This is a genomic window from Mesorhizobium sp. M0800, from assembly GCF_040320095.1.
Taxonomy (GTDB): Bacteria; Pseudomonadota; Alphaproteobacteria; order Rhizobiales; family Rhizobiaceae; genus Mesorhizobium.
Genome location: NZ_JAMYOZ010000001.1, coordinates 148178 through 163406, shown reverse-complemented (window position 1 = coordinate 163406; position 15229 = coordinate 148178). Strand labels below are relative to the sequence as shown.

Below are 15229 nucleotides of genomic sequence, written 5' to 3'. Positions count from 1 at the left end.
CGATACGTCGCTCGCGCTATTCCCGCCCGCCGTCGGTCTGCTTCAATTCGTCAAGCGTCGGCATGGAAACGATGTGATAGCCGGAATCGACATAGTGGATTTCGCCGGTGACGCCGGAGGACAGGTCGGACAGCAAATAGAGCGCGGAGCCGCCGACTTCGTCGATCGTCACTGTACGGCGTAGCGGCGAGTTGCGCTGCTGGTAGGAGAACATGTGGCGTGCGTCGGAAATCCCGGCGCCCGCAAGCGTCCGTACCGGTCCCGCCGATATGCCGTTCACCCTGATGCCGCGCGGGCCGTAGTCGTTGGCGAGATAGCGGACGCTGGCCTCCAGCCCCGCCTTGGCGACACCCATAACGTTGTAGTTCGGCATGACACGGACCGAACCGGCATAGGTCAGCGTGATCATCGAACCGCTATCCTTCATCAATGTGGCGGCGTGACGGGCGATCTCGGTGAAGGAGTAGCAGGAGATCACCATGGTGCGGATGAAGTTGTCGCGGCTAGTGTCGGCGTAGAGGCCTTTCAGCTCGTTCTTGTCGGAAAAGCCGATGGCATGGACGACGAAATCCAGCCCGCCCCATGCCTTCCCCAAAGTCTCGAAAGTCGCGGCGACCGACACGCTGTCCTCGACGTCGCAAGGCACCACCAGGGATGCGCCCAATTTCTCGGCGAGCGGCTTGACCCGGCGCCCGAAGGCCTCGCCCTGATAGGTGAAGGCGAGGTCCGCGCCATGTTCGGACAGTTTGCGGGCGATACCCCAGGCGATCGAATGATCGTTGGCAACACCCATGACAAGCCCGCGCTTGCCCTTCATCAATCCGTCCATCGTCGGCAAATCCTTATGCGGAATAGCGCTGGAAAATCAGCGTTGCGTTGGTGCCACCGAAACCGAACGAATTGGACAAAACGGTGTCGATCCTTGCATCGTCGATGCGCTTGCGCACGATCGGCATGCCCTCGAATTCCGGATCGAGGTTCTCAATGTGGGCGCTCTCGCCGATGAAGCCGCCTTGCATCATCAGGATCGAGTAGATCGATTCCTGCACGCCGGCGGCGCCCAGAGAATGGCCGGTTAGCGATTTGGTCGACGTGATGAAAGGCATCTTCTCGCCGAACACCTCGCGGATGGCGCCCATTTCCTTGGAGTCGCCGACCGGCGTCGAGGTGCCGTGCGTATTGATGTAGTCGACCGGCGAGGACACCGTTGCGAGCGCCTGCTTCATGCAGCGCGCCGCGCCTTCGCCCGACGGCGCCACCATGTCGTAGCCGTCCGATGTCGCGCCATAGCCGACGATCTCGGCATAGATCTTGGCGCCGCGTGCCTTGGCATGCTCGAGCTCTTCAAGAATCAGCACGCCGGCGCCGCCGGCAATGACGAAACCGTCGCGATCGACGTCGTAGGCGCGTGAGGCGACCGATGCCCTGTCGTTGAACTTGGACGACATGGCGCCCATGGCATCGAAGAGATCCGACATCGTCCAGTCGAGATCCTCATGGCCGCCGGCGAAGACGATGTCCTGCTTGCCCCACTGGATCAGCTCGTAGCCATTGCCGATGCAATGCGCAGACGTCGAGCAGGCTGATGAGATCGAATAGTTGACGCCGTGGATCTTGAACCAGGTGGCAAGCGTCGCCGACGCGGTCGACGACATCGCTTTTGGCACCGCGAACGGTCCGATCCGCTTGGGGCTGCCGTTTTTGATCGTGGTCTCGGCCGCCTCGACGATTGCACGGGTCGACGGTCCGCCGGAGCCCATCACGATGCCGGTGCGCTCGTTGGTGATGTCGGCCTCGTCGAGGCCGGCGTCTGCTATCGCCTGGTCCATTGCGACATGGTTCCAGGCAGCACCCTGCGACAGGAAGCGCATGGCGCGACGGTCGATCATGCCCGATGGGTCCAGCGTCGGCGCACCCCACACCCGGCAACGGAAGCCATGCTCGGCGAAAGAGTCGGAGAAGCTGATGCCGGACCTGGCATCGTGCAGCGAGGTCTGCACCTCGTTGGCATTGTTGCCTATCGACGACACGATGCCGAGACCTGTGACTACGACCCGTCTCATTCGCAACTCCTTCCAGCGCGGACCCCGAACCTGAAATCAATTTCCGGAATGGAACCATGCGCAAAATTAAAAGTGCTACAGCGTTCATCAGACGTCCAAGACGTCGTACTGTAGGGTCTTCGTTCAGACGGCGGCCGATTGCTTGGACAGACCGACCTTCAGATCCGTTGCCGCGTATATGGGCTCGCCATCTGCCTTCAGCCAGCCATCGGCGATGCCAAGCACAAGCCGACCGCGCATCACTCGCTTGAAGTCGACGCCATACTCCACCTTCTTGACCGAAGGCGTGACCATGCCTTTGAACCTCACCTCACCGGTCGACAGCGCCATCCCCTTGCCGGGTTCACCGAGCCATCCGAGATAGAACCCCGTCAACTGCCACATGGCGTCCAGGCCTAGGCATCCTGGCATGATCGGATTACCGATGAAATGGCAGGCGAAAAACCACAAATCCGGCTTAATATCGAATTCCGCGCGGATGAAACCCTTGTCGAACGCACCGCCGATCTCGCTGATCTCGGTGATGCGGTCGAACATCAGCATCGGCGGATAGGGCAGCTGCGCATTTCCCGGTCCGAACAGCTCGCCGCGGGCGCAGGCAAGCAATTCCTCGTAACCGTAGCTGGATTTCGAACCCGCCATCAATCTCGTCCCCGTGATCGTCCCGGGCGATAGGCGCCCTTGTCGGTGGTTTCCTAACACAATCTGTTTCAGGCCGGAAACCGGCGCTTGCGCTTAACCTGCCCGTCTGCCCGGGTCAATGCGCGCTATTGATCGCATTCGGTCGACAGAATATATGTCAGGACACGTCCGGTTTCGGCAGATGCTCAATTTCTGCCATTTTGGACCTGTCTGAGGCGGAACTGTGAGCGCGACGGATACATGGATCTGGGTTGCCGGAAGGATAATGTCGCTGTGGACAAGCGGGTTCGCGAGGCCGGTCTGAGGCCGACACGCCAGCGCATCGCGCTGGCCGATCTGCTTTTCGCCAAGGGCGACCGCCATCTTTCGGCCGAGGAACTGCACGAGGAGGCGCTTGCCGCCGGCGTGCCGGTGTCTCTGGCCACCGTCTACAATGCTCTGCACCAGTTTACCCAGGCCGGTCTTCTCCGCATCCTTGCCGTCGAGGGATCGAAGACTTATTTCGACACCAACACCTCCGATCACCATCATTTCTATATCGAGGGCGAAAACAGGATCTTCGATATCGACAGCGGCCCGGTGACGGTTTCCAACCTGCCGGAACCGCCCGAGGGCATGGAGATCGCCAATGTCGATATCGTGGTGAGACTGCGTCCGAAACGCTGCGACTGACCGGCGCCTTATGAAATTCCTGGATTTGACGCTCCGGCTCGAATGGGTCGCCGTCGCGGTGGCGGCTCTTGTCTTCTATGCAATCGCCGGTGTTTCCTGGTGGCTGTTTGCCGTGCTCATTCTGGCGCCCGACCTGTCGATGCTGGGTTACATGGCCGGGCCGCGCGTCGGGGCCGTCGCCTACAACGCCTTGCACATACTGATCTTGCCCATTCTGCTGGCGCTTGTCGGCAGCGTCTTTGACAATGCAATGGCGATAGCTGTCGCGCTGATCTGGATCGCCCACATCGCCATCGACCGCGCTCTGGGCTATGGTTTGAAGCTGTCAAGCAGTTTCCAGGATACCCATCTCGGCCGCATCGGCCGCTAAACCATCCCCGAACCGAAGATCAGCGAAACAAATGCCGGATCCGGTGGTTGCAGCGCTGGCCCGACCTCCGGTTCGGAAAGGTCAGTTCTTGACCTTTTCGCCGGGATAGGCACCCCAGACCAGCGACTGCGCGAGCCAGCCGGTATGGCCGTCGAAGGTCATTTCGCACCATTGGCCATCGCAGGACTTGATCGTGCCCATCACCCCTGGTTCGAGGATCGCGATGACGCCTGCATCTTTTGCCGGGTCATCAAGGAGGTTGACGCGAGCGTCCTTGCCGCGCTGCCAGGGGGCGACGATCGCCGTGCGACGGCCCGAAAGCAGCGACTGATTGATCCAGCCTTCCGAGCCGTCGGCATCACGCACACGGCGCCACGTATCGAACTCCTGGATGATCTCCATCGGCAGGCCTGGCTTCATATACATCCAGTCGACGGAATAATTGACGCCCGGCCCAACGCGCGAGTTGACGCGGCCGGATTTCAGGCTGACGAAGCGCGGCAGCGGCAAGCCGCTTGGTCCGAGCGTGACGCTCTGGGCGGGTGCGGCGGCACTTTGCGCCATCACCAGTGGGCTATGGATGAGAGCGCCGAGGAATGCTGCACTGAGGGTCAGGCGGAGCGACGCGAAACCAGACACTTTCGTTCCTTTCGGCGCCCGCCCATCGGCCTTCGCGCCCATTTTTCTTTGTCTTCGGCGGAACCGCTTGTTACATGGATGACCGGTACCGCGATCGGCTCTCAGTTTCGCCGTTCTTGGTTAAAGAGGTCTCAACGAGATCGGGTTCGAGGAAACAATGACAGGCAAAAAGAAGCCCCTCGTCGTCATCACGCGCAAGTTGCCCGACGTAGTCGAGACCCGCATGCGCGAGTTGTTCGACGCCCGCTTGAATGTGGAGGACAGGCCGATGACGCAGCCGGAACTGGTGGCGGCGGTCAAGGAGGCCGACGTGCTGGTGCCGACTGTGACCGACAATATCGACGCGGCGCTGATTGCCCAGGCCGGCGACAACCTCAAGCTGATCGCCAACTTCGGTAATGGCGTCGACAAGATCGACGTTGCGGCAGCGGCCAAGAAAGGCATCACCGTCACCAACACGCCGAACGTGTTGACCGAAGATACGGCCGACATGACCATGGCGCTGATGCTGGCCGTGCCGCGGCGGCTGGCCGAAGGCGCCAACGTGCTGACCGGCGATAAGAAATGGGCGGGCTGGTCGCCGACCTGGATGCTCGGCCGGCGCATTTGGGGCAAACGGCTCGGCATTGTCGGCATGGGTCGCATCGGCACCGCTGTCGCCAGGCGCGCCAAGGCGTTTGGCCTCTCGATCCACTACCACAACCGCCACCGCGTACTGCCGGCAATCGAGGACGAGTTGGAAGCGACGTATTGGGAAAGCCTTGACCAGATGCTCGCCCGCATGGACATTATCTCGGTCAATTGTCCATCGACACCGGCAACCTTCCACCTGCTTTCGGCACGGCGGCTGGCGCTTCTGCAACCGTCAGCTTACATAGTCAACACCGCGCGCGGCGATATCATCGATGAGGAATCGCTGGTCAAGCTCATCCATGACGGCAAGATCGCTGGCGCCGGCCTCGACGTCTACGAGCACGAGCCGGCGCTGAACAGCAAGCTGCTGAAGCTTGCCCACAAAGGCAAGGTCGTGCTGTTGCCGCATATGGGTTCGGCGACGCTCGAAGGCCGTATCGACATGGGCGAGAAGGTGATCATCAATATCCGCGCCTTCTTCGATGGTCATCGCCCGCCCGACCGCGTGCTGCCGTTGAGGGCGTGACCTGCCGTCACGCCGGCACGGTCTTGCCGCGGCAACCGCGCGTTCGTCGTTGGATAGCTTTGGCTTACGAAAACGCCTTGCGGCCGGTCGTAGCCCTTGTGCGCTGTCCGTTCGGTTTCACGAAAACCGAGGCGGGCAAAGGCTGCGTGATTTCCGGTCAGCTCGACCCGCGTCTGGAGCTCGATGGCGGTCCTGTTGTGGCTGCGGGCAAGATCTTCGACGGCCTGCATCAGCTGTTTTCCAATGCCTTGTCCCTGAAGAACCGGCTCGACCGCGAGCTTTCCAACATAGAGCTCGTCTGCGCGCTTCAGGATGAAGACGCAACCGACGATCTCGTTTTCCTTCAGCGCCAGGAATGCTGTCTCCTCCAGCGCTCTAGCCCTGAGATTTTCAACGGTGAGCCGATGCGCCGAGGACGGCGGGTCAATAACCCCGTCCATAAAGGCGAAGGCGCGCATGACCAGCGCCAGCACCTCGTCCCAACGGTCGAAATCGGCCGCAAGCTGCACGATGGAAACGTCGGCAGGCAGGCTCACGGGCTGGTTCGCTTGTAGCGGATCGTGTCGAAGCGTGCCGCCAGCGCATCGTAGAGCAGCAGTCGTCCGACCAGCGGCTCGCCAATCCCGGTGATCAGCTTGATCGCTTCCATGGCTTGCAGCGTGCCGATGACCCCGGTCAGCGCGCCGACAATGCCGGCCACCGCGCAGGATGGCACCAGTCCCGGCGGCGGCGCCTCGGGAAAGAGATCGCGGTAGCTTGGGTTCAACTTGCCGTCCGCGCCGGTTTCGAATGGCTTCAGTACGGTGACCGAGCCGTCGAAGCGGCCAACGGCGGCATGCACGAGCGGCCGGCTTTCCGCGGCGCAGGCGTCGGCCACCGCGTAGCGTGTCTCGAAATTGTCGGAGCCGTCAACGACGATGTCATAACGGGCAATGAGGGTAGGGGCGTTGTCCACGGTCAGCCTGAAATTGTGCTCTTCCACGACGACGTTTGGATTGATGCGGATGATCGCCGCTCTGGCGCTGTCGGTTTTCGCCACCCCGACATCGCCCGTGGCGTGGATCACTTGTCGTTGCAGGTTGGAAAGCGAAACGATGTCGTCGTCGACGATACCGAGAGTGCCAATCCCTGCGGCGGCGAGATATTCGAGCACCGGCGCACCCAATCCGCCGGCGCCAATGACGAGCACCCGCGCCCGCTTCAGCCGCTGCTGGCCGGCGCCGCCGATCTCGGGCAGCACGATGTGGCGGGCGTAGCGTTCGAGCTCTTCATCAGTGAGGGCGGCTGTGATCATCGCCGGACCATATAGCGGAGGAAAAAGCTTGTCAGGTATCAATGCATGCCGCTCAGAAGTGCGCCATGAACCAAGTTCAAATGGTCGGCCTGACCGTGCCGTGATCGACGGTCAGGAATTGCGCGCGTCCCTTGAGGCTGTCAAACAACGCGGCATCGGTCCCGGTCATGAAGGCCTGGCAGTTTAGTTCCTCCAGGATCGAGAACAAGGCCGCCCGTCGACCGCCGTCGAGATGGGCGGCGATCTCGTCGAGCAGCAGGATCGGTGTCATGCCCGACATCTCGCCGGTTAGCCGCGCATGCGACAAGACAATGCCGACCAGCAGCGCCTTCTGCTCGCCGGTCGAACAGAGCTCGGCCGGCATCGCCTTGGGCCGGTGGCGCACCACGAGGTCGGAACGGTGCGGGCCGTCGAGCGTGCGTCCGGCGGTGCGGTCGCGGTCGCGCCCCTGGGCAAGCGCACGACGGAACCGTTCCTCTACGTCGACGGCCGGCAAAATACCGAGTTCGCCTTCCAGTTCGCCAGAGATGCCGATGTCGGCTTGCGGAAACGGTCCGTCGCCGGGCAGCCGGTCGATCATGGCGGCGAGCAGGCGCACCAGTTCGGCACGCGCCGCGGCAATCGCCACGCCGGTCTCGGCCATTTGCATCTCGATCGCATCGAACCAGGCACCGTCGCGTGAACCGTCGGCGAGCAGTCTGTTGCGGCCGCGCATTGCCTTTTCGTAGTCAAGCGCGCGCTGGCCGTGGCCAGGATCGATCGCCAGCACCAGCCGGTCTAGGAAGCGCCGGCGGTCGGCAGCCGGCCCGGGGAACAGGCCGTCCATGGCCGGTGTCAGCCAGACCACGCGCAGCCATTCCAGCATGTCTTCGGCTGAGCGTGCCGTCGCGCCGTTGATCCGCACCCGGCGGCCGGCTTCGCCGTCGCTGCCCGATATTCCGGTACCGATCTCGACCTGGCCTTCCGGCCCGTCAAGCCGGGCATGCAGCGCAAAGCCACCGTCGCCGCCTTCGCGCGCCACCTCGGAATAGGGTGCGCGGCGCAGGCCGCGGCCCGGCGTGAGCAGCGAGATCGCTTCAAGCAGATTGGTCTTGCCGGCGCCATTGTCGCCGGAGAAAACCACAGCGCCGGGATCAAAGTCGATTGCCAACGCCGCATAGTTGCGGAAATTCGTAAGTGTGAGCTTACTTATGTACGTCTGCTGCGGTTTTGCAGATCTGGTCACGACAGCAAGATGGCCCCGTTCGGGCCCTACACCCGCATCGGCATCAGCACGTAGAGCGCGGTCTCGTCGGCCATGTCGTGGATCAGCGTCGGGGAACCGGCATCCGCCAGCATGAACTTCGCCTCCGTGCCGGTCAGTTGCGCGGCAACGTCGAGCAGGTATTTGGCGTTGAAGCCGATTTCGATCGGATCGGACGAATAGTCGGCCGCCAGTTCCTCGGTGGCACTGCCCGAATCCGGGTTGTTGACCGCAAGCGTGACCTGCCCTTCGGCGATCGAAAGCTTCACCGCCCGGCCGCGTTCGGACGAAATGGTCGAAACGCGATCGACGGCAGCGGCGAAACTCTGGCGATCGATAATCAGCTTCTTGTCGTTGCCGGTCGGAATGACGCGCTGGTAGTCCGGGAAAGTGCCGTCGATCAGCTTGGAGGTCAAGATAACGCTGCCGATGGTGAAACGGATCTTGGTGTCGGACAACTCGGTGGTGACTGCAACATCGGGATCGTCGACCAGCTTTTGCAGCTCGCTGACCGTCTTTCGCGGGATTATGACGCCAGGCATGCCCTCAGAGCCTGCCGGCGCATCGATCTCGGCGCGCGCCAGCCGGTGGCCGTCGGTCGCGACAGAGCGCAGCTTCAGCTTGCCGCCGGCCTCGTGCGTGTGCAGATAAATGCCGTTCAGATAATAGCGCGTCTCCTCGGTCGAGATGGCGAACTGGGTCTTTTCGATGAGGCCCTTTAGTCCGACGGAATCGAGCCGGAAAATATGCGAGAACGACCCGGCTGAAAGCTCGGGAAAGTCGGACTGCGGCAGGCATTGCAGGCGGAAGCTCGAGCGCCCCGACGTCACCGTCATGGCGTTGCCGTCTTCGTCGGTCTTCAGCGCCACCTCCGCGCCGTCGGCAAGCTTGCGCACGATGTCGTAGAGCAGATGTGCCGGGACCGTCGTCGCCCCGCCACGTTCGACCTTTGCCGGCGTTGCTTCGGTCACCTCCAGGTCGAGGTCGGTCGCCTTCATTTCAAGGCTGGCCCCCTCGGCGCTGAGCAGCACGTTCGACAGGATCGGAATGGTATTGCGCCGCTCGACCACGCGGTGAACATGGTTGAGCGACTTCAGGAGATTTGACCGTTCCAGGATAACACGCATGACGAAACAGGCTCGCTTGAATGAATGAACGGGTCTCCGGCAAGCGGCGCCCCGCGAAAGGTCTGAACAGGCTCAGAATCTGCGTAAACTGACAGGAAAAACCCGGCAAACGCAAGCCCGCGCCACCGGTTCGGACCGGCTGCACGGGCTTTCTGGGGATAAAAAGGCCGGAGTCCGCGAGCAGGCGTTTTTCGGGCCGTCAGGCCTGGTCGTTGATCAGCCTTCTCAGCAATTCGAGTTCCTGCGCCAGTGTGTTGTCGGCACCGGAAAGATCCTCGATCTTGCGCACCGCATGCAGCACGGTCGTATGGTCACGACCGCCGAACCGCCGCCCGATCTCCGGCAGCGAGCGCGGCGTCATCACCTTCGACAGATACATGGCGACCTGCCGTGGCTTGACGATGGTGCGTGTGCGCCGGTTGGACAGAAGTTCGGTCTTCGACACGTTGTAGTGGCGCGCGACGATGCGCTGGATGTCCTCGATACGCACCCGCTTGGGTTCGCCCGAACGATAGATGTGGCCAAGGATCTCGTCGATGCGGTCGATGGTGATCTGCGGTTCGAAGGATTGACGAAACAAAAGCTGGTTGAAGGCACCTTCGAGCTCGCGTCCGCTGCCGGTCACAGTGCGGGCGACGTGGTTGAGGATCTCTTCGGAAATATCGAGCGACGCATCATCGAGCTTGGCGGTGGCAAGCCTGAGCTTGAGCATACCGATACGCATGGCGAAATCCGGGGCTGACATTTCCAGCGCGACGCCGCCGTTGAGGCGCGAGCGGACGCGTAGCTCCAGCGACTCCAATTCCGACGGCGGCCGGTCGGCAGCGACCACCACTTGCTTGGCGCTGTCGAGCAGCATGTTGATCAAATGGCAGAATTCGTGCTGGATCGACTTGCCCTGCAGGAACTGCATGTCGTCGATGATGAGGAGGTCGATGTCGCGCAGCTGTTCTTTCAGCGTCAGTGCGTTGTTGTCGCGGATCGCGGTGGCGAACCGCCACATGAAATACTCAGCCGTCAGATAGACGACCCGCGATTTCGGATTCTGCTTCAGCGATTCTGCGGCGATCGCCTGCAACAGGTGCGTTTTGCCCAGCCCGACCGTCGCGTGAAGAAAGAGCGGATTGAAACGCACCGCGCTCGACTGCGATTCCGCGACGGCCTTGGCGGCGGCAAAAGCCACTCGGTTCGATGGTCCTTCGATGAAGGACGTGAAAGTGTAGCGTGGATCGAGTGGCGAACCGAGAACATTGTGCCGGAACTCGGTTTCTGCCGGCATCCCCGGGCGGGGTACCGGGACCCGTTCGACCCTGCTGGGGCTCGCCGTGCCCGCAGAGAGCGCGGTTTGCGTCTGCCTGGTCATCTTGCGCGCCGGGGCCACTTCTGGCTCGACGCTGTTGCGGCCCTGCCGTGTGGCGGTGCGAACCACGATCTCGATCTTGAGGATCTCCGGATCCTCGTGCTTCCACAACTCGGTGATGAGATCGAGATAGTGGCCGTTGATCCATGAACGCAGGAATGCGGTTGGCACCGAGATGCGGACAATGCCCTTAGAGGATTCAGCGACCTTCATGCGCCCGAACCAGCTCGAATAGACCTCGGTTCCCAGACGCGCCTTCAACTGGGCCTTGACCCGATCGAACTTCTGTTCAGCTTCATTGGAAGCCGCCATGTCGTTCCTTCCGATTAACGTTCCAGGAAATGGGAGGTCGCCTGTAAGCTCCCTTTCGATGCCGCCGCTCTGCATGATCGAGTTCCTTGTCTCTTGTACCTGTTTTCCGCCGGGGATGCGCCTCCTGCATCCATGTTTCCGGCGACGTGTCTTCGCTGCGACACCATCGCCGCCGCCGGCTGATGAATCGCCTCGTTGTCGGTCCGGCGCCGAAGAGCCGATCCGCTTTGGTCATGTCAGGGCAACAAAATGCCGTCCGGCGAAAAACCGCCGGCGCACCGTCGACCTGCCATGTACAATTACGCCAGTCCCCTACCGTATCGAAAAGACAAACCAACCCCGTCCGCGGAGTTGAATCCGCGGTGTAAACTCTGCCAATTTGAGCTGGCCGGTTTCAGGCTGGTCAAGGGCCAAGGGCCCGTCCCTTCGATGGACAGACATTACCGAAATCGCTGTGGATAGGGCAAGGCCACCCCTAACGGATTTTTAAGGAATCTGACTAGGAAGGCACGTTTCGAACGCCATGCCGCAACAGTTGATTTTGACAAAGCCATTGTGATTCAAACCCTTTTCCGGCGAATGTGAAAAAGGCCACACAGTGCGAAATTTTCTGAAATAATTCACTTGACAGCCAATTGCCGCCTATCGGCCGCAGCTGATGTGAACAAGCTGTGGATCACCATCGGTAAACCTCTGAAAAAAAACAGTAATCTGTGACGCTCGGAAATTTTCGCATTGGCAGTTTCGAAGGCTCCGAATATCAGCGGGCATGTATATGCCGGCAAAGCATTTCGAACTTTGAAATGCACCCGGAGCGCCATTTTGCGGGCTTTCTTTTAAGTACTTGCCGGCAAACGAAAAAAACCCGGCGCGATTGGCCGGGTTTGAAGAAGCGCAGTTCAGGAAAAGGTATATTAGGCCGACAGCACCTTGACCCGTTGGGCCAACCGCGACACCTTGCGCGATGCCGTGTTCTTGTGCACCACGCCCTTGGTCGCGGCGCGCATCAATTCCGGCTCGGCCACCTTGAAGGCAGCCTGTGCGGCCGCCTTGTCGCCAGCCGCGAGCGCCTCTTCGACCTGGCGGATGTAGGTCCGGACGCGGGAGCGGCGGTTCTTGTTGATCGCTGCGCGACGGGCGATCTTGCGCGTTGCCTTTTTGGCCGAGGAGGTATTGGCCATGGTGCCTCTCTTCTGATCTGGTGGGCGCTTGCGGGATACCGCAGGGCGCAAAAAACAAACGGGCAGCCACAGGGCCGCCTCGATTGGTGCGGCTTATAGTTCAGCTTTTCCGGCGCGTCAACGCTGCAGCGCTTTCTTTTTGACCGGCGCCTTCGTCGTCTCATCGGTTCGTGAAATTCGGCTTCCGCTTGCCGGTGAAGGCCGCCATGCCTTCCTTCTGGTCATCCAGCGCAAACAGCGAATGAAACAGCCGGCGCTCGAACCGCAGACCCTCGGTGAGCGTCGTCTCATAGGCGCGGTTGACGGCCTCCTTTGCCATCATCACCGACGGCAAGGAAAAACCAGCGATCTTGGACGCTGCCTTAAGCGCTTCCTCGATCAACTCGCCGGCTGGCACCACGCGCGAGACAAGGCCGGAACGCTCGGCCTCGGCTGCGTCCATCATTCGACCCGTCAGGCACATATCCATCGCCTTCGACTTGCCGACAAAGCGGGTCAGGCGCTGCGATCCGCCCATGCCGGGCATGACGCCCAGCGTGATCTCGGGTTGGCCAAACTTGGCGGTGTCGGCGGCGATGATGAAGTCGCACATCATCGCCAGTTCGCAGCCGCCCCCCAGCGCATAGCCCGCCACCGCCGCGATGATCGGCTTTCGTGCCCGCGTAAATTCTTCCCAGCCGACGAAGAAATCCTGCAGATAGGCATCCACATAGGAGATGGACTGCATTTCCTTGATATCGGCACCTGCCGCGAAAGCCTTTTCCGAACCAGTGATGACCATGGCGCCGATGTCGGCATTGGCGCCCATGCTATTCACCGACGCGACCAGTTCCGCCAGCACTTGTGAATTCAGCGCGTTGAGCGCCTGCGGCCGGTTCAGCGTAATCAGCCCGACCTTGCCGCGGGTTTCGACGATGATGGTTTCATAGCCCATGCTTTGCTCCTCCTCGCTTCTGGTTCAAGCCTGACAGGCCCGGCAGTGGAAAGTCGAACGACCGCTTTGCACGATACGCTCGATGTGGCCGCCACAACCAGGCTTGGAGCAGGCTTCCCCCTCGCGATCGTAAACCGCGAAGGAATGCTGGAAGTAGCCCAGCGATCCATCGGTCTGCATATAATCGCGCAACGACGAGCCGCCGGCGGCGATCGCATCGGCGACGACCGAGCGGATTGCTTCGGCCAGGCGTTCGCTCTGCTCTTTGGCTTTCTTGCCGGCTCTCGCGAGGGTGCCCGCTTCGCGCAGCGGCGACAGGCCGGCCCGCCAAAGCGCTTCCGAGACGTAGATATTGCCTAGCCCGGCAATCAGCCTCTGGTCCAGAAGTGCCGCTTTCAGCGGTGACTTGCGACCTTTCAGCAACGAAGCGAGCAGCGCGCCGTCCAGTGCGTTGCCTGTAGGCTCGACGCCTAATCCCGCCAGCATCGGATGCATGTCGGGCTCGCCTTCCGAAAACAGCATGAACCCGAAGCGGCGCGGGTCGTTGAAGATCACGCGAGAGCGGACGCCGGCAGGGGATGCGATGTCGAAGACGACGTGATCGTGAGCAGTGTTTTTCGAACGTTCGTGGTGGAACGCGCCGGGCGTTGCGCTCTCGTCGGCCGTTTCGATGCGAAACGAACCCGACATGCCGAGATGGCAGATCAGAACCGGGCCGTTGTCCATGTGCATTGTCAGATATTTGGCACGGCGGCCGAGCGCCGCAATCGTCTTGCCGGTCAGCCGCTCCGAAAATCTCTCGGGGAACGGAAACCGCAAATCCGGCCGGCGTGCCTCGACACCGACAATGCGGGCACCTTCAAGGGCCGGCTGCAGACCGCGCCTGACTGTCTCTACCTCCGGCAGCTCAGGCATGGCCACCTATCGTGGCATGGAAGGAGGTGCCGTAACGGCCGCGCGCCAGCCCGAGATGTTCGGCCACGGTTTCGCCGATGTCGGCAAATGTTGTCCTCAGTCCGATGTCTGCGCCTTTGAAACCCGGCCGTGTCCCGATAATCGGAATACGCTCGCGCGTGTGGTCGGTGCCGCGCCACGTCGGATCGTTGCCGTGATCGGCGGTCAAAATGAGCAGATCGCCTGACCTCAGCCGTGCGAATGCCTCGGGCAGGCGCCGGTCGAAAGCTTCGAGTGCGGCGGCATATCCCGCAACGTCGCGCCGATGCCCGAACTCGGTGTCGAAGTCGACAAAGTTCGCGAAGACAAGGTCGCCGTCGCGGGCGTCTTCCATGGCACCAAGCGTTTTGTCGAACATCGCCATGTTGCCGGCAGCCTTGCGGACTTCCGAGATCCCCCGATGGGCGAAAATGTCGCCGATCTTGCCGATCGCGATAACCCGGCTGCCGCGCGCCGTCAGCCGATCGAGCAGCGTCGGTTCCGGCGGCGGTACGGCATAGTCGCGACGATTATGCGTTCGCTCGAACGTGGCGGCGGTTTCACCGATAAACGGCCTCGCGATGACGCGGCCGATATTCAGCGGATCGATGAGCCTGCGCACCACTTTGCAGAACTCGTAAAGCCGTTCCAGGCCGAAATGAACCTCATGCGCGGCGATCTGCAGGACGGAGTCGATCGAGGTGTAGCAGATCGGCTTGCCGGTGCGGATATGGTCTTCGCCGAACCGTTCGATAATCTCGGTGCCCGGAGCATGGCAATTGCCGAGGATGCCAGGCACCTTCCCTTCACGCACCATTGCTTCGGTCAACTCGGCCGGAAAGGCGGGAATCTTGTCTGGGAAGTAACCCCAGTCGAAACGGACCGGCAGGCCGGCTATTTCCCAATGGCCCGATGGCGTGTCCTTGCCGCTCGAAACCTCTTGGGCCGCGCCGTGAAAGGCGGCGCTAAGCGGGGCACTGCCATTCTCGAACCTGAAACCCGTCGCCGTTGCCGCGGCCTGGCCGAGGCCGAGCGCGAGCATGTTTGGTACAAGAAGGGGTCCGGCACGCAGGCCTTCGCGATCGGCGCGGCCTTCTGCGCAGGCCCGCGCGATGTGTGCGAACGTATTGGAGCCGGTGTCGCCATAACGTTCGGCATCGGCCGCGCCGCCGATGCCGAAGGAGTCGAGGACAAAAAGGAAGGCGCGTGCCATCGAAAGGTTCATCATTGCCTGTGCGTTGGCTCAGACATAGGGTTCCGCGCTGCCATTGGCAATTCGGAAACCCAAACAGCACGGCTT

The 15229-nt window shown here is 61.6% G+C and carries 15 protein-coding genes and 1 pseudogene; 3 read left to right on the top strand and 13 right to left on the bottom strand.

Going from position 1 to position 15229, the window contains the following annotated elements:
• Nucleotides 1-16 precede the first annotated feature (16 nt).
• The 3 genes from fabI to fabA all read right to left on the bottom strand — a co-directional run bounded on the left by fabI (nt 17) and on the right by fabA (nt 2705).
• The gene (gene fabI, locus NKI18_RS00800; protein ID WP_023676910.1) at nt 17-829 is read right to left on the bottom strand and encodes an enoyl-ACP reductase FabI; all 813 of its coding nucleotides are present in this window, start codon (nt 827-829) and stop codon (nt 17-19) included.
• Between the two features lie 13 nt (nt 830-842).
• The gene (gene fabB, locus NKI18_RS00795; RefSeq protein WP_023676911.1) at nt 843-2063 is read right to left on the bottom strand and encodes a beta-ketoacyl-ACP synthase I; all 1221 of its coding nucleotides are present in this window, start codon (nt 2061-2063) and stop codon (nt 843-845) included.
• Nucleotides 2064-2186: 123 nt separating this feature from the next.
• Nucleotides 2187-2705, bottom strand: a complete 519-nt coding sequence (gene fabA, locus NKI18_RS00790; RefSeq protein ID WP_352614611.1) for a 3-hydroxyacyl-[acyl-carrier-protein] dehydratase FabA — start codon at nt 2703-2705, stop codon at nt 2187-2189.
• A 240-nt stretch (nt 2706-2945) separates the two neighbouring features.
• Here fabA and irrA point away from each other — a divergent pair, with 240 nt between their 5' ends.
• Entirely contained in the window at nt 2946-3377 is a 432-nt protein-coding gene (gene irrA, locus NKI18_RS00785) for an iron response transcriptional regulator IrrA (protein ID WP_023676913.1), read from the top strand.
• A gap of 10 nt (nt 3378-3387) precedes the next feature.
• The gene (locus tag NKI18_RS00780) at nt 3388-3747 is read left to right on the top strand and encodes a DUF4260 domain-containing protein (RefSeq protein ID WP_352614612.1); all 360 of its coding nucleotides are present in this window, start codon (nt 3388-3390) and stop codon (nt 3745-3747) included.
• 81 nt (nt 3748-3828) lie between these two features.
• Here the strand turns inward: NKI18_RS00780 and NKI18_RS00775 are convergent, their stop codons facing one another.
• Nucleotides 3829-4386, bottom strand: a complete 558-nt coding sequence (locus tag NKI18_RS00775; protein WP_023676915.1) for an SH3 domain-containing protein — start codon at nt 4384-4386, stop codon at nt 3829-3831.
• Nucleotides 4387-4543: 157 nt separating this feature from the next.
• On the opposite strand from NKI18_RS00775, the gene NKI18_RS00770 reads away from it, so the two are divergent.
• Nucleotides 4544-5545 (top strand): 2-hydroxyacid dehydrogenase, encoded by a 1002-nt coding sequence (locus NKI18_RS00770; protein ID WP_352448610.1) that lies wholly within the window; start codon nt 4544-4546, stop codon nt 5543-5545.
• Nucleotides 5546-5616: 71 nt separating this feature from the next.
• Here the strand turns inward: NKI18_RS00770 and NKI18_RS00765 are convergent.
• From NKI18_RS00765 to NKI18_RS00725, 9 genes and pseudogenes are all read right to left on the bottom strand, one after another.
• Nucleotides 5617-6081 (bottom strand): annotated as a pseudogene (locus tag NKI18_RS00765) (GNAT family N-acetyltransferase); the annotation flags it as partial.
• Nucleotides 6078-6839 (bottom strand): molybdopterin-synthase adenylyltransferase MoeB, encoded by a 762-nt coding sequence (locus NKI18_RS00760; RefSeq protein ID WP_352448611.1) that lies wholly within the window; start codon nt 6837-6839, stop codon nt 6078-6080. The pseudogene NKI18_RS00765 and the gene NKI18_RS00760, both read right to left, overlap by 4 nt.
• Nucleotides 6840-6915: 76 nt before the next feature.
• The gene (recF, locus tag NKI18_RS00755; protein WP_352614613.1) at nt 6916-8064 is read right to left on the bottom strand and encodes a DNA replication/repair protein RecF; all 1149 of its coding nucleotides are present in this window, start codon (nt 8062-8064) and stop codon (nt 6916-6918) included.
• Nucleotides 8065-8090: 26 nt separating this feature from the next.
• Nucleotides 8091-9209: a DNA polymerase III subunit beta gene (dnaN, locus tag NKI18_RS00750; RefSeq protein ID WP_023676920.1), complete on the bottom strand. Its 1119-nt coding sequence runs from the start codon at nt 9207-9209 to the stop codon at nt 8091-8093.
• A 199-nt stretch (nt 9210-9408) separates the two neighbouring features.
• Nucleotides 9409-10881, bottom strand: coding sequence for a chromosomal replication initiator protein DnaA (gene dnaA / locus NKI18_RS00745; RefSeq protein ID WP_352614615.1), 1473 nt, complete (start codon nt 10879-10881; stop codon nt 9409-9411).
• Nucleotides 10882-11795: 914 nt separating this feature from the next.
• Complete coding sequence (rpsT, locus tag NKI18_RS00740; protein WP_023676922.1) at nt 11796-12062, bottom strand: 30S ribosomal protein S20; 267 nt, start codon at nt 12060-12062, stop codon at nt 11796-11798.
• A gap of 160 nt (nt 12063-12222) precedes the next feature.
• Nucleotides 12223-12996, bottom strand: a complete 774-nt coding sequence (locus tag NKI18_RS00735; protein ID WP_023676923.1) for an enoyl-CoA hydratase — start codon at nt 12994-12996, stop codon at nt 12223-12225.
• A gap of 24 nt (nt 12997-13020) precedes the next feature.
• On the bottom strand, nt 13021-13911 hold the full coding sequence (gene mutM, locus NKI18_RS00730) for a bifunctional DNA-formamidopyrimidine glycosylase/DNA-(apurinic or apyrimidinic site) lyase (RefSeq protein ID WP_352448614.1): 891 nt from the start codon (nt 13909-13911) through the stop codon (nt 13021-13023).
• Nucleotides 13904-15142 carry a phosphopentomutase gene (locus NKI18_RS00725; RefSeq protein WP_352614616.1) on the bottom strand — a complete coding sequence of 413 codons (1239 nt, stop codon included), beginning with the start codon at nt 15140-15142 and terminating at the stop codon, nt 13904-13906. The genes mutM and NKI18_RS00725 overlap by 8 nt, the downstream gene beginning before the upstream one ends.
• Nucleotides 15143-15229 lie beyond the last annotated feature (87 nt).